Source organism: Thermoflexus hugenholtzii JAD2, from assembly GCF_900187885.1.
In the GTDB taxonomy this organism is placed as follows: domain Bacteria; phylum Chloroflexota; class Anaerolineae; order Thermoflexales; family Thermoflexaceae; genus Thermoflexus; species Thermoflexus hugenholtzii.
The window spans coordinates 273,620-287,742 of record NZ_FYEK01000027.1 but is presented as its reverse complement, the minus strand read 5'-3'; the positions used below and the strand labels follow the sequence as shown (position 1 = coordinate 287,742).

9 protein-coding genes and 1 riboswitch are annotated in these 14,123 nt (G+C 67.3%); of the genes, 6 read left to right on the top strand and 3 right to left on the bottom strand.

All coding sequences use genetic code 11. From position 1 onward, the window contains the following. Positions 1 to 3: 3 nt before the first annotated feature. Positions 4 to 465 (bottom strand): hypothetical protein, encoded by a 462-nt coding sequence (locus tag CFB18_RS07490; RefSeq protein ID WP_088571176.1) that lies wholly within the window; start codon positions 463 to 465, stop codon positions 4 to 6. Next, positions 462 to 2,036 carry a hypothetical protein gene (locus CFB18_RS07485; RefSeq protein ID WP_143597546.1) on the bottom strand — a complete coding sequence of 525 codons (1,575 nt, stop codon included), beginning with the start codon at positions 2,034 to 2,036 and terminating at the stop codon, positions 462 to 464. The genes CFB18_RS07490 and CFB18_RS07485 overlap by 4 nt, the downstream gene beginning before the upstream one ends. A 256-nt stretch (positions 2,037 to 2,292) precedes the next feature. Continuing rightward, positions 2,293 to 2,437, top strand: a riboswitch (SAM riboswitch). Positions 2,438 to 2,577: 140 nt separating this feature from the next. Here CFB18_RS07485 and CFB18_RS07480 point away from each other — a divergent pair. The 3 genes from CFB18_RS07480 to CFB18_RS07470 all read left to right on the top strand — a co-directional run bounded on the left by CFB18_RS07480 (position 2,578) and on the right by CFB18_RS07470 (position 6,626). Beyond that, the gene (locus tag CFB18_RS07480; protein WP_088571174.1) at positions 2,578 to 3,807 is read left to right on the top strand and encodes a trans-sulfuration enzyme family protein; all 1,230 of its coding nucleotides are present in this window, start codon (positions 2,578 to 2,580) and stop codon (positions 3,805 to 3,807) included. A gap of 223 nt (positions 3,808 to 4,030) precedes the next feature. Then, the gene (locus tag CFB18_RS07475) at positions 4,031 to 6,274 is read left to right on the top strand and encodes a YfhO family protein (RefSeq protein WP_088571173.1); all 2,244 of its coding nucleotides are present in this window, start codon (positions 4,031 to 4,033) and stop codon (positions 6,272 to 6,274) included. A gap of 130 nt (positions 6,275 to 6,404) precedes the next feature. Next, entirely contained in the window at positions 6,405 to 6,626 is a 222-nt protein-coding gene (locus CFB18_RS07470; RefSeq protein WP_088571172.1) for a hypothetical protein, read from the top strand. 24 nt (positions 6,627 to 6,650) lie between these two features. Here CFB18_RS07470 and CFB18_RS07465 read toward each other — a convergent pair whose 3' ends face one another. After that, complete coding sequence (locus CFB18_RS07465; protein ID WP_143597545.1) at positions 6,651 to 10,661, bottom strand: flippase; 4,011 nt, start codon at positions 10,659 to 10,661, stop codon at positions 6,651 to 6,653. A gap of 137 nt (positions 10,662 to 10,798) precedes the next feature. Here CFB18_RS07465 and CFB18_RS07460 point away from each other — a divergent pair, with 137 nt between their 5' ends. Genes CFB18_RS07460 through CFB18_RS07450 form a run of 3 tightly spaced genes read left to right on the top strand, consistent with a single transcriptional unit; the run spans position 10,799 to position 14,100 of the window. Next, entirely contained in the window at positions 10,799 to 11,404 is a 606-nt protein-coding gene (locus CFB18_RS07460) for a TetR/AcrR family transcriptional regulator (protein WP_159461628.1), read from the top strand. An 18-nt stretch (positions 11,405 to 11,422) separates the two neighbouring features. Beyond that, complete coding sequence (locus CFB18_RS07455; protein ID WP_088571169.1) at positions 11,423 to 12,805, top strand: efflux RND transporter periplasmic adaptor subunit; 1,383 nt, start codon at positions 11,423 to 11,425, stop codon at positions 12,803 to 12,805. A 35-nt stretch (positions 12,806 to 12,840) separates the two neighbouring features. After that, entirely contained in the window at positions 12,841 to 14,100 is a 1,260-nt protein-coding gene (locus CFB18_RS07450; protein ID WP_088571168.1) for an ABC transporter permease, read from the top strand. Positions 14,101 to 14,123 lie beyond the last annotated feature (23 nt).

Sequence of the window (14,123 nt, the reverse complement as noted above, 5' to 3'; positions counted from 1 at the left end):
GGCTCACTCCAGGACCGGTCGGATCCCCTGATGCACCACGCGCCCGCCGATGGTCTGGAGGATCTTCTGAGGGTCCTCCCACCGGCCGGTGCGCTTCTGGAGGGCCTGGGCGATCTGTCGCGGGGTCATGGGCTGGTTGCCGTTCACCAACAACAGCCGGAACACCGCATCGGTGAGCGGGGTTTGAGGCGTGATGAAATCCGGCTGGCGGCTGCAATGCTGCAGGAGGATATGCCACAGCCCATCCACCCGCCGCACCTCGGCGGTCTCTGGATCCACCCAGTCGATCTCCGTCTCCTCCGGGTGAGCGAGGAAGCGCTCCCGATGCTCCGGGCAGAGATGGCTCATCAAATACACCCGCAGATCCTGGCCCTTGCGCTTCCACCAGTCCAGGTCGATGTGGAAAGGAGTATCGAGGGTAGGTTTGATCAGGCGCTGCAGCGATGGACCCGGACGGCTGCTCATGCCTCTTCCTCCCGCCACCGCCAGTATCCATCGCCCAGGTAGAGGCACCCGGGCAGGCTCATCATCTCCTCGAAGAGCGGCTCCGGCGGCGTCCGGATCAGCAGGTTCACAGCCTGGTAGAGCGTGCGGGCGTGGACGGTGCCCTGAGGGGTGAGCCGGGCCAGCGATGGAAGCAACTGCTGAGCCAGAGCCCGGGCCGGACGGTTCCGCCAGCGGGTCCACAGCTCCTCCAGGGCCGCCGGATCATCCACAACGATCAGGCTTTGGTCATCGAACTCGCCCGGGATCTGCCGACGAAGCATCTCAAAGGCCAGCTGGCCCTCCTCCGCCCGAACCACCCGCACCCAGTCGCGCCGGCTGCGGCCCCGCAATGTCACCCGGATCACGCCGGGCTCCGGGGAGCGTCGGAAGGCCACCAGGCAGCCCGGCTGGACCTGATAGGCCTCATACCATTCCTTGAGGCCGAAAACGTATTTCCGCTCCCGCACCACCCATCCGGGCCAGCGTCGGCCGCTAACCGGATCCTCAAACTCAAAACGGATGCGATGGGTTCGGCCCAGGGGGAAGACCTGGCCGGTGCGCCGGGTGAGGGGCGCTGTCCCACTTCGCAAATGAGGATAGGAAGCGACCCAGATCACCTCATCGGCCTCCCCCAGGCCCGGGCGGATCTCCTCCGGGTCGCTGAGCTCGTCATCGATCTCCGCCGCGATGCGCCGCAGGGCCTCATCGAGGCGCGCGCGGTCCCCCCCATAGGGTCGACCCTGCAGGCGGGGTGGCGTCTCCTGCACCTCCAGGGGTTCCATCCGCCGCAGGAACCACAGGAACTGACCTGCTGGACCCACCTCATCGAAGCGAGGATCCCGGTAGAGGGCCGCGTTCAGGGAGAAGACCCGCAGGGGCAGGGGAACATCCGCCGGGAGCTCCAGATGCGGCAGGAGCTCCTCCGGCGAGAGAGGCCCTCCGTTGTGGACATCGAGGACCGCCTCCACCAGATTCAGGTGGCCCTCATGGAGCTCCACCAGCAAGGCCCGAGGGAACCAGTGATCCCCTACCCGGACGAAATCCGGGCTGGCCTCCAGCCGCGCCCGCAGCTGCTCCCGGATGCGCGGCCCCCACCGGTCCCAGATCTCCTCCGGGCGCAGCTCCTTCTCATCAGGTCCCCGCCACCCATCCAGATCGTTGAGGCGATGTGGAAGCGGATACTCCGCTGCGAACTCCCGAACGGTCCCATCCTCTTCAAAGCGCACCTGGATCACCTTGAAGGGGCCGATCTCGGGGTTATGACCCTCGCGGATCCCCACTACCGTTCCCACTGCGAAACCCATGTGTGGGAAGAAGAGGCGCTCCCCCACCTCATAGCGATCCCGGGGGCGGAAGGGACGGGTGCCGGCGAGGGCAGCACGCCGGCGCTCCTCAATCTCCTGCAGGCGCTGCCGGATCAGGATACGAGCCAGCTCCTCATCGGTGCGGGGAAGCGGATCCTCCAGGAAGCGGTTCAGCAACGCCTCCAGATCCGCTTCCGTGATCTCCATGTGCTCCCAATCCATCGGGCCGGGCCATGCCATCGCCACCGCTTGCTCCTCACAGATCCGCCTTGAAGCCTGCGATGCGGCGCTCCTCCGGGGGCGACGCCCCGTGATTTGCAAGTCGAAGCGCCGATATCCTACAAGATTATATCGAGGCTGAACGGTAGCAGCAACCACACAGGCCTCTATGCGCCGCGGCTTCCTCTCCGGAGCCCGGAAGGCGCTGAGGCCAGAGGGACGAGATTTGCATTCGCGAAGGGTCCTCGCTATAATCATCCCAAACAACCGAATATGGGTGCCGCTCTTATCCAGAGTGGGTGGAGGGACCCGGCCCGATGAAGCCCCGGCAACCTGCCCGCCGTAGCGGGCGGCCGACCGGCGAACGGCCGCGCGGGTAAGGTGCCAAGTCCGGCAGAAGCGTTCGCCGCGCTTCTGGGAGATAAGGGTGGCCTGACGCGAGGCCCCTTTTCCCAGAAGGGGCCTTTTTGTTATCCCTACAGGCCTCGCCTTGCTCCTCCCATCCGTCTCAGAGGTGGTCGAAGGATCGCATCATCTTCTTCCGCAACGGATAAAGGAGGTGCCGGCGATGGAGCTGCAGACGGAAACCGGATGCGCCACCTCGCTGGAGATCCGCGGCCCATCCACGCGGGCGGTGCACGGCGGTGCGGAGCGCCATAACCCCTACCACGCGGTGGTCCCACCCATCGTCCAGACCGCCACCTATGCGTTCCGGGACACGGCGGACCTGATCGCCTTCCAGGAGGCCCGGCAGTGGGGCGCGGCCGGCGGCCGCGTGGATTACGGGCGCTACGGGAACCCCACCGTCGCCGCCCTGGAGGCCCGGGTGGCTGCCCTGGAAGGGGCGGAGGCCGCGGCAGCCTTCTCCTCCGGCATGGCCGCGGTCACCGCCATCCTCTTCGCCTCCCTGCGCAGCGGAGCCCACCTGATCGTCACGGAAGACGCCTACCGGCGCACCCGCCAGTTCGTGCTCCAGTTCTTGCGCCGCTTCGGCGTGGAGGCCACGGTGGTGCCCATCGGGGATTTCGAAGCCCTCGAGGCCGCGATCCGGCCCAACACCCGGCTCATCTTCACGGAGACCCCAACCAACCCGTATCTGCGGGTGATGGACCTGGAGCGGCTGGCGGAGATCGCCCGTCGGCGCCGCATCCGCACGGTGGTGGACGCCACCTTCGCCACCCCCATCAACCTGCGCCCCCTGGATTATGGGATCGACCTCGTGATCCACAGCGCCACCAAGTATCTCTCCGGCCACAACGATGTGATGGCCGGGGTGGTGGCAGGATCCGCCGACCTGATCGCCGGGCTGCGGGAGATGCAGGCGATGATCGGCGGCATCCTGGATCCCCACGCGGCTTATCTGGTCCTGCGGGGCCTGAAGACCCTGGCCCTGCGGGTGCATCGGCAGAACGAGAACGGCATGCGGGTGGCCGAGTTCCTCAGCGCCCATCCCCGCATCCGCCGGGTCTGGTATCCGGGGCTGCCTTCCCATCCGGATCACGCCGTCGCCCGCCGCCTGATGCGCGGGTTCGGGGGGGTGGTCACCTTCGAAGTCGCGGCGGATCGCGAGGGCACCTCCCGCTTCATCGACGCCCTGCACATCCCGTATATCGCGCCCAGCCTGGGCGGGGTGGAGAGCCTGATCGAACAACCCGCCCTGATGTCCTACTATGAGATGGACCCCGAGGAGCGGTCCGCCATCGGCATCACGGACAACCTGGTCCGTCTCTCGCTGGGCATCGAGGACCCGGACGATTTGCTGGCCGACCTGGAACAGGCCCTGGCCCGCCTTCCTTAGCAGGCTCTGGACCGGGGAAGCCGGACGCCTCCCGGGCCGGTCCGATGCTATACCTGGTTGAAACGGCCGCGCGCCGAAAGCAGTAAACTTCTGTTTGGGGACCAGGGAAGCGCGCGAGGGCATAGGCCTCGCGGATCCTCGTCCCGCGCGGCAGCCGGATGCCGATCCCCTGGATCCCACGTGAGGGAGAGCCCCCAAGCCGCCGGATGGGGCGAGAGCCTTGATGATCATCGCCGATGAAACGCCCACGCTCGCCCGCTGGAAGGGAATCCTCCGGGCCGTCCGCCGGGACGGGACGCCGGCGTTGTTCCTGATCGGCGCGACAGCCCTCTTTTTCTGGCCCCTCTGGATCGCCGGATACCGTTTCCCCAAGGGAGGCGGCGATCTGTGGGGGCAACTGTATCCGGTCTGGTCCTTCGTGGCCGAAGAGCTGAGACGCGGCGTCCTTCCGCTGTGGAACCCCCGGATGCTGGGAGGGGACCCGATCTTCTCCGAGGGGCAATACGGCCTGTTCAACCCCCTCAACTGGCCCCTCTTCCTGGCTTCCCCGATCCCGCCGGGATGGGTGCTGCTGCGCGGCGCATTCAGCCTGTGGTTGGCCGGAGTCGGGATGTATGTGTATCTGCGTCGTTCGCCGATCTGGAGGCTGGGACGCTCCGCCGCCCTCACCGGCGCCCTCGCCTATATGTTCTCGGACCCATTTGTGGTCCACCTGGGCCACCCCCAGTTCAACGACGCAATGGCCTGGCTCCCGTGGGCGCTGGCCGGTGTGGACCAAGCCGCGCGGCGAACCCACAGGATCCCCCTCGGTGCCCTTCCCATCGCCCTACTCCTCCTTTCCGGGCACGGACAGGCAGCGCTGTATGGGATGATCGCGGTGGGGCTTTACGCCTTCGGGCAAGCGGTGGAAGGGGGATGGCCCCGGGGCTTCTACCGAATCGGACGGCTGGCCTTAGCCGGGCTGCTGGGCATCGCCCTGGCCGCCCCCTCCCTCCTCCCCGGTCTGGAGCGGCTCCCCATGACGGATCGCGCCGGCGTTCCCCTCGAGCAGCGGCGGGGGTATGAATTTCCACCCGCGATGCTCATCGATTTCCTCAGCCCGCTCTTCCACGGGCGGGGAGCGGATCAGTTCTGGCTTCCGGCAAATCGTGTGGAGAGCGGCTACGCAGGATCGGTGACCCTGTATCTGGCCCTGCTGGGGGTATTCGGGACCTTGCGTTTTCGTTGGACGTGGGGGCTGATCGGCCTGGGCACGCTGGCCTTGCTGTTCTCCCTTGGCTACCAGGGGCCGCTCTACCCTGCCCTGGCTCGGCTCCCCCTGTTCTCGGAGACTTGGAAAACCGCCCGGGCGATCTATCTGGTTTCCTTCGCGCTGGCCATCGCCGGTGCCATGGGGGTTGAACAGCTCCGTCGCTTGCGTCCGCGAACAGTGATCCTCTGGGCCATGGCGTTGTCGATGGGCGGGCTGGTGCTCTGGGGGATCGCCCCGCGCTGGGCTGCGGAAGCCCCGGAAGGACCCGCCCGGGCGCGCGCCGTAACCGGGCTGCGTTTCGCCGCCTTCCTGGCGTGGGGAACCGCTCTGTCCAGCTGGGCGATCTCACAGGGGAGGACATGGCTTCGCCCCGCCCTGCCGCTGCTTTTGACCGCCGAGCTGGTGGCCCTGGGAGCCACCGCCGAAGCGGAACCCTCCCCGCCTCACCGGGATCCTCATCCGCAGGCCCTGCGCTTCCTGCGCGCGGATCCCGGCTGGTTCCGGGTGGATGTGGATCCGGCGGCGCGCGACCTCTGGCCCCCCATCGCCTTGCAGATGGCCGGCTTCGAGGTCCCCCAGGGAACAGGCAACCCGATGGAGCTCCGGGAGTTCAACATCCTGCGCTGGTGGATCCCCTCCGCAACCCATCCTGCTTACCGGATGCTGGGGGTCAAATACATTGTGGTCCCCAAAGGGGCTCCTCCCGGCGGCGAGGGGATCTGGCCCGTTTTCGTGGACGATCCGGCCATCGACATCCACCTCCACACCCGGGCCCTCCCCCGGGTCTGGCTGGTTTACCGGACGGAGGTTGTGGGCCACTACGGCGAGGCGCTGAAACGGGTGCTGGACGAACACTTCCGTCCGGAGGAGATCGCCGTTGTCCAGAACGGGCCGCGGCTCAACGGGGAAGGTCGAGGACGGATCGGGGTCGCTCGCTACAGCCCGAATGAGGTCATCCTGGATGTGGAGACGGACGCTCCCGCCCTGCTAATCCTCTCAGACACCTTTTACCCTGGTTGGCAGGCCACAGTGGATAGCCTCCGCGTCCCCATTTACCGGACCAACGCTGTCTTCCGGGGCGTGGAGGTACCCCCGGGACGTCACCGGGTGACGTTGCGGTTCCGACCGGGGAGCCTGCGGATCGGCCTGGGCATGGCCATGATAGGCGGGCTGATGGGTCTGGTCCTTGGAGTCGCAGGAAAACGAAGGCGCTGAGGGCCGAATCCCACTTCGTCCCCCGGAACCGGACGATCCTCACCCTCCACACCTGAAGAAAAGCACTTCATCCCCCTGAGCACTTCCGAATAGGATCAAAGTGGGTGATCCTTTTTGAGAGGGGGCATCCATGGCATGGTATCTGGTGGAAACCCGCTACTGTCCGATCCTGAAGACCGAGGTGGCGTTGCTGGAGCAGCGGATCTACCCGCGGAGCGATCATCTCTCCGACATGGCTTATCGGGTCCTCGCCCGTCGCTGTTCCCACGACCTGATCTGCAACGCCAACGATCACATCCATTGCCGCTGGGCTTACACGAACCCGGCGTGGGATCCCTTTGAGGAGGCATGAGCGCCCCCTTAAGGAGCGCGCAGACTAAGCCGGGGGGGAGCGGCGCAGTGGGAGCATCTCGCGGATCCGGGCCGACTCCTCCGCGTTGAAGGGCCGCAGCGCCCACCAGGCGAGCCCGTAACCGAGGGCGCCTAAGGGCAGGGCGAGGATCGGCGTCGTCCTCCAGAGGGCGGCTATGAGGCTACCCATGACGACGCCCGCCAGAAGCGGCCGCCCCAGGATCTCCCCCCAAGGCAACGGCCCTATCCTCCGCCGCAGGTCGTAATAGAAAGCGAGCCCCTCGACGATCTCGGACAGGATGGTGATCACCGCCGCCGCTATATACCCGAAGAGCGGGATCGCCAGCAGGTTCGACAGGGCGTTAAACCCCAGGGCGATGAGGAAGGCTTTGGTCTGGTAACGCTGTCGGCCCAGGGCCACCAGCACATAGTTGATCAGGCTGTTCATCCACCCGATGGGGATGGACCAGATCATGATGCGCAGGGCGATGGCCGCGTGAGGGAGATACTGGGCGCCCCCCAGGAGATACGAGAGGGGCTCGGCCAGGAAGGTGAAGAGCACCGCGATGAAGACGGCGATCGCTGCCAGACCTTTGAGGGTGAGGATCACTGAACGCCGCATGGCCTCTGTCGAGCCGGCCGCCTGCCGGGAGATCACCGGGAACACCGCGAAGGTCGTGTAGGCGGGGATGATGTTCAGCGCGTCCAGCCACTTGTAAGCGGTGCTATACCACCCCACCTGCACATCCCCTTTCAACGCCTGGAGGATGGGGACATCGATCTTGAAGAACAGGGTGGCCAGGAGATGGTTCAGCATCAGAGGGGCGGATTCGCGGATCATCTCCCGCCGCAGGGCCGGATCGTCCTCCCAGCGCGGGCGGAAGAAGGTCCGGAAGGCAATGCCGCTGAGCAGGGCCAGGGTGATCCCATTGACGACCACCGAGGAGGCCGCCAGCCCGACGAACCCCCCGCCCATCAGGAGGATGGGCACGCCGAAGCCGACCTTCAGTAGGACGGTCACCACGGTGAGGGCGGCGGGGATCTCCGCCTTCTCATACACGTAGAAGAGAGCGGTGATGCCGGTGGAGAGGCTGGCGGGAACCTGGGCCAGGGCCAGCAACAGGATGGCCAGGGCAGTGTCGCCGCTCAGGCGGAACAGCCCCATCCAGAGCCCGGTGACCAGGAGCAGGAGCGGCAGCCAGGCGGCAAGCAGGATCAGACGCAGGGCTGAGCTATTGACGAAATAGCGATTGACCTGATCGCGGCGCTTCGCCCCTTCCCGCGTGAGCCAGACGTTCAAGCCGAAGTTCGAGAGGATCTCATACCAGCCCACCAGGACGATGGCGAAGTAATACTTCCCCGCCGCCTCCGGGCCCAGGATGCGCAGCATCAGGGCGGCGAAGGCGAAATCGATGGAGCGGGTGAAGAGGTTGAGGGCCATGGCGGTGAGGCTGTTCTTGAGGACGCGGCGGGCGGTGGAGTGCTCCAGCTCCTCCCGATACAGGCGCCCCCAGAGCCAGAGGGCCGCCAGGAAAATCATCCCCATCCCGCCGATGAAGGTGGTGAAGAATCCCAGCTTCACCGAAAGCGGGCTGTAGCGGAACCGCACCGTCCAGCGGCCCGGCGGCAGGATCACTGCCCGGAACAGGCCGTTAACGGCGTAGATCTCCAGCGACCGTTCCTCCTGCTCGCTCCCCCCGATGGGCCGCCGATACGCCACCCACCCCGGGAAGAAGGTGTCCGCCAGCACCAGCCAGGAGGGCTCCTCCACCGCCGCGTCCACCCACACCTCGTTGATCCCGTAAACGGTGACCGCCGCCGGGCGCGGCGTCCCCCGCTCCCCGAACCGCTCCAGCTCCGGGAGTGGGCGATCCACCACCGCATGGAAGCGCGGATCGAACTGCCGCAGCGCCGCGAAGGGGTCCCGGTGGAAGACCGTGGCCGTCAGAGGCAGCGTCCACGCCCGGGGCATGGCGCCCTCGTTGCGGTAGACCCGCACTTCCCCTTCGTAAACCTTCGTGTAACGGGGCGAGGGAATCTCCTCCTCCGTGACCACGTATTTCACATTCAGGGCGTCCAGCAGCGGGGAATCCAGGGCGGCCGGATCGGTGAGGGGGGCGATGCGATTGAAGGGCAGCTCGTGCTGGGACTGGATGGCCGACATATAGGCCACGTAACGCTTGAGGATGATGGAGTCGTAGCCCCGCACGTCTTGCAGATCATACAACCAGGGGCCGTTGGCATTGAAGGTCTTGCGCCCGTGCGGATCGAAGGTCGTCAGCCGCCACGGACCGGGATCCTGGCGCAGGAACCGAACGACCGGCGGGACGAAGTCCAGCCAGCGGGGATCGGCGGCCGGATAGAACCCCGCCCCCGCCTGGAGCAGGTCCAGGGCCAGCATCCCGATGGGCAGGACACGGCGAACCGGACGGGGTTGAAACAGCCGGAGGGCCAGGCCGCTCCCCAGGGCCACCCCGCCGAAACGAAGCAGGTTCCAGAACTGATAAGAGAAAAACGTGCGTCCGTCCGGGAAGGCCTCCGGCGCCTTGGCCAAGGCATGGAGGGCCCGCTCGGCGAGGGACAGGGCGGTTTCCGGCATCCCCCAGCGGGCCAGGACCAGGGCGGCTAGGGTGAGCGCCCCCACTCCCATCCATCCCAGGGCCATCCACCGCACCGCCTTCCCCTCCTCCCGCAGCGCCACCTCAAATCCCGCTCCCGCCAGACCCGCCATCGCCAGGGTGAAGGGCCAGATCCAGCGGAAGGGCGAGTGGAGCTGGTTGATGCCCGGCAGGCCGTAATACAGCAACGCATACGTGGGCATCCCGAAGGCGAACGAGAACGAGAGCGCCGCGAGGAGGACCAGGAAGAGGATGGGAACGCGGGAGCGGGCGAGGGATCGCCAGCGGAGCAGCGCGAGGAGAGCGAAGCTCCACGGCAACAATCCCAGATATGCCCCTCCTTCCACATAGTTCTTGATCCCCCAGTGGCTGGTGAAGGCCCCGTTCGGGTTGGGCTGGCCGTAGGCGTTCACCGTGAAGGGCACCCAGGCCCCGCTGAACACATCTCGCACCCCATGGTGGCTGGGGTTGCCGTAGAAATCCGGGATCAGGAAGACCAGGAGGTGGCGCCAGGGATAGGCCCAGCCCAGCACCTGCTCCAGGGTCGCCGTCCCCTCGCGGAAATTCTCCCGCACCACCTCATAGAGCGGCATCCACTGGGCCGCCCCCAGAGCGAACCCCAAGCCCACCGCCAGGCCGGTCCATCCCAGAGTCTCCAGCGCGGCGCGGATCCGGGCCCGGGCGCGCCACGCCCCCCACAGGCCGTAGCCCAGGCCGATCAGGACGGTGTAGTAGGTGATCTCCACGTGCCCGGCCAGGATGTTCATGCCCAGGGCGAGGGCCGCCAGCAACGTCCAGGGAAGGGCCGCCGGGCGGCCGAGCAACGGACGCCGCTCGATCATCCCGTGAAGGGCGGCGAGAAGATAGGGGAGCCAGGCCGCGCCGGCGATGATCATGGGGAACACCATGCTGACCACCATGAAGGCGCTCAGCTCATAGGCAACCCCGGCGAAGGTCGCTGCAGCCCGACTCAGGCCCCAGGCCCGCGCCAAGGCATACATCCCCAGGCCGGCTAAGAAAAGCTGCAGGGCATTAAACAGCCCGTAGGCCTGAGGGAGGGGGAAAATTAGGAAAAGGACGGTGAACGGATAGAGGGCGGAGTGCTGCCCGTTGGCCAGGAAGGGCGCGCCGGCGAACAGATACGGGTTCCATAGAGGGAGCTCTCCCCGCCGCAAGGCCCCGAGGAGAAAGCGCTTCCACGCGTAATTCTCCAGCACCAGGTCGGAGAGCAGCGCGTTGTGAGGAACCCCGATCCCGAAAGCGGTGGCCGCTGCCCGCCAGGGCTGCCACTCGTAAAGATTATCCGCCGGGAGGATGGTCCGCGACCCAGTCAACGTGGGACCCAGCAGCAACACCGGCAGCAGAGCGAAGATCCCCATCGGCCCCAGACGGGAGAGCCACCTCATCCCTCGTCGCATCCTCTCATCCGCCCTCCCACGCAGGATCCCATCGCGGGTCCATTATACCCGGGGCGGAGCGACCGGCCCGCCCGAAAGTTGCAGGCCTCCTCCGCTCCGCTTTATAGTGAGTGAGCACTCACTCCATGGAGGCGCGGATGGGGCCGCGGAAGGCTCCGGAGATCCGGCGGACGCAGATCTTAGAGGCGGCGGCCCGGGTCTTCGCCCAGCACGGGTTTCGGGGAGCAACCACCCGGCAGATCGCCCGGGAGGCCGGGGTGGCGGAGGGCACGCTGTTCCGCTACTTCCCAACCAAACGGCATCTCCTGCTGGCGATGTTTGAGGCCCTGACCGTCCAGCCGATTCAGCGCCACCTGCAGGCGCTACCGGCCATGGAGCCGCAGCGCTGGCTGGAGGAGTTCCTCCGGGAGCGCCTGGTCGCGATGCGCGCGCAACTGCCGCTCATGCAGGCCCTGTATCAGGAGATCCGCACCGACGAAGCCGTGCGCCGGGCCTTCCTGGATCAGATCGCGCGGCCGCTTCTGGAGGAAGTGCGCCGCATGCTGGTGGCGGAGCTGGGTCAGGGACGCTATCGTCCGCTGCACCCCGCCTTGGTGATGTGGGCCATCTGGGGCGCCCTGCACGGCGTGACCGTCTTCGGCATGGAGCTGGATCCCGAGCTGGCGGCCCTCCCCCCGGAACAGATCGCCAACCAGCTGGCCACCCTCGTGCTCCGAGGCATCGAGGATCCCTCTCGAACCTAAACTTTAGGAGGACGCTTCATGAAAGGCCGCGTTCGATGGCTCCTCAGCGGATTGCTCTTCCTCGCCCTCATCGGGGCCGGGGCCTTCTTAGCGCAAGCCCGGGGGCGTTCCCCCGCCCTGCCGGAGACCGCAACGATCCGGCGGGGGACCCTCCGGGTCACCCTGAGCGCGGCGGGGAAGATCCGTCCCCGCGCCCAGGCTGTGCTGAACTTCGCCACCGCCGGCACGGTGGCCGAGATCTTCGTTCGGGAAGGCGAGGCGGTGCGCGAAGGGCAACCCCTGGCCCGCCTGGACACCACGGATCTGGAGCTGGCGGTGCGCCAGGCGGAGGTCGCTTATCTCACCCAGCAGGTGGTCTACAGCCAGACCGTTCAGGGGCCGAAGCCGGAAGAGCTGGCCGCGGCCCGTGCGGCGGTGCGCAGCGCGCAAGCCGCCCTCCGGGCCCTGGAGCAGGGCCCGGATCCCATGGATCTGGAGATCGCCCGGCTGAACTACGAGGTGGCCAAGAACGCCATCTGGCAGGCCCAGCTGACCCGGGATAAAACCGCCGGCTCTCCCCTCTCCGCCCCCATCGACGTCGACCTGGCCCGGGCCCGGGTGGGACAGGCGGAGCTCCAGGCGGAGATCGCCCGCCTGCAATACGAGAAGATGAAGGCCGGGGCGCGGCCGGAGCAGCTGGAGGCCGCTCGAGCCCAGCTGGCGCAGGCTCAGGCCAGCCTGGCCCGGCTTCAGCCGGACGCCCTCACCGTGGAGCGGACGCGGCTGCAGCTGGAGCAGGCCCGCCTGCAGCTGGAGCAGGCCCGCCGCCGCCTAGAGCAGGCGACGCTGCTGGCTCCCTTCGATGGCACCGTCATCGCGGTGAACATCGAAATCGGCCAGGTGGTCGGGGCCGGCATCCCCGGCGGGGCCATCATCCTGGCTGATTTGAGCGATCTCTATCTGGACCTGACCGTCGATGAAGTCGATGTCGTGCGCTTGAAGGAAGGGATGCCGGTGGAGATCACCCTGGACGCCCTGCCGGGCCGGTCCTTCCGCGGGCACATCGACGCCATCGCCCCCGCCGCCACGGAGACCGGCGGCGCCGCCACCTACCGGGTCCGCGTGGTGCTGGATGAGCGGGATCCCGTTCTGCGCGCCGGCATGAGCGCCACTGTGGAGATCGAGGTGGAGCGCCGGGAGAACGTGCTCCTGGTGCCCAACGCCGCCGTCCGGCGGGATCGGGAGACCGGCCGGGCTTTCGTGTATCGGGTGATCGGCGACCGGGTGGAGGAAGTCGAGATCCGCCTGGGCGCCCAGGGGGAGACGGAGAGCGAGGTCCTGGAAGGGCTGCAGGAGGGCGACCGAGTGGCCCTGAGCGAGGTGCAACCGGCCTCCTCCTTCCGGATCTTCTTCGGGCGCTGATCCTACCTGTGCCATCCTTCGGAAAGGAGCTTTGAATGCGGACGGCGCTGTGGAGGGAGAACATCCAGCAGGCCTTCGAGACTCTGGCCGCCAACCGCCTGCGGGCGGTCCTCACCCTCCTGGGCATCCTGATCGGGGTGGCTGCCGTCATCGCCATGGTGGCCATCGGCCGCGGGGTGCAGAATTACATCCAGGACCAGTTCGCCGCCCTCGGCACCAACTTGATCTTCGTGATCCCACGGGCGGCGGCGGAGGGCCCATCCGCAGGGGCCGCGCTGCAGGATATCTCCTCCCTCACCATGCGGGATGTGCGCGCCATCGAACAAGAGGTGCGCGGCCGGGTCACCGTCGTCGTCCCGGTGATCCAGCGTTTCGGGCCTCTGGAGAGCGAGGGCCGGGAGGCGGTGACGGTGATCCTGGGGACCACCCCGGGCTACGCTCCCGCCCGCAACTGGCCTCCCCAGCACGGCACATTCCTCGAGGAGGCCCATCTCCTCAACCGCTCCCGGGTGATCGTGCTGGGCCTCACCCCAGCCCGCCGCCTCTTCCCGGACGTCCCCAACCCGGTGGGGCGGACGGTGCGCATCAACGGGGTCCCCTTCCGGGTGATCGGGGTGATGTCGGATAAGGGCGGCAACGCCTTCGGGGACTACAACGACCTGGCCTTCATCCCGATCACGGTGGCCCAGGAGATGCTCTACGACGCCCGGGATCCGCGAACCGGGGAGCTGCTGGTGACCGGGATCATGCTCCAAGCCGCCCGATCGGAATACACGGACGAAATCGTCCGGCGGATCACGGAGCTCCTGCGGGAGCGACACCGCATTCGCTTCTGGGATGAAGACGACTTCGCCATCCTGACCCAGTTCGAGCTGATCTCGATCTTCGGGCAGATCTCCAGCGTGCTTACCGTGTTCCTGGGGGCGCTGGGCGCCATCTCCCTGATCGTGGGGGGCATCGGGATCATGAACATCATGCTGGTGTCGGTGACCGAGCGGACGCGGGAGATCGGCCTGCGCAAGGCCGTGGGAGCCCGTCAGCGAGACATCCTGCTCCAGTTCCTTACCGAGGCCATCCTAATCACGATGCTCGGCGGCATCCTGGGGACCGGGGCCGGGATCGCCCTGGCCTCGACGATCAACGCCCTGAGCGGCGGAGAGGTGCGGGCGGCGGTGGGCCTGGATACCGTGCTCCTGGCCGTGGGGGTGAGCGCCGCCGTCGGGCTCTTCTTCGGCCTCTACCCGGCCTGGCGCGCCGCCCGGCTCGACCCCATCGTCGCCCTCCGCTACGAATGACCGGGGGAGCGACCGCATCGCTT

Bases quoted from the DNA above. Each gene is read 5' to 3' on its own strand.
- CFB18_RS07490 (WP_088571176.1), bottom strand. From the start codon at position 465: ATGAGCAGCCGTCCGGGTCCATCGCTGCAGCGCCTGATCAAACCTACC.
- CFB18_RS07480 (WP_088571174.1), top strand. From the start codon at position 2,578: ATGGAGCTGCAGACGGAAACCGGATGCGCCACCTCGCTGGAGATCCGC.
- CFB18_RS07475 (WP_088571173.1), top strand. From the start codon at position 4,031: ATGATCATCGCCGATGAAACGCCCACGCTCGCCCGCTGGAAGGGAATC.
- CFB18_RS07470 (WP_088571172.1), top strand. From the start codon at position 6,405: ATGGCATGGTATCTGGTGGAAACCCGCTACTGTCCGATCCTGAAGACC.
- CFB18_RS07465 (WP_143597545.1), bottom strand. From the start codon at position 10,661: ATGCGACGAGGGATGAGGTGGCTCTCCCGTCTGGGGCCGATGGGGATC.
- CFB18_RS07460 (WP_159461628.1), top strand. From the start codon at position 10,799: ATGGGGCCGCGGAAGGCTCCGGAGATCCGGCGGACGCAGATCTTAGAG.
- CFB18_RS07455 (WP_088571169.1), top strand. From the start codon at position 11,423: ATGAAAGGCCGCGTTCGATGGCTCCTCAGCGGATTGCTCTTCCTCGCC.
- CFB18_RS07450 (WP_088571168.1), top strand. From the start codon at position 12,841: ATGCGGACGGCGCTGTGGAGGGAGAACATCCAGCAGGCCTTCGAGACT.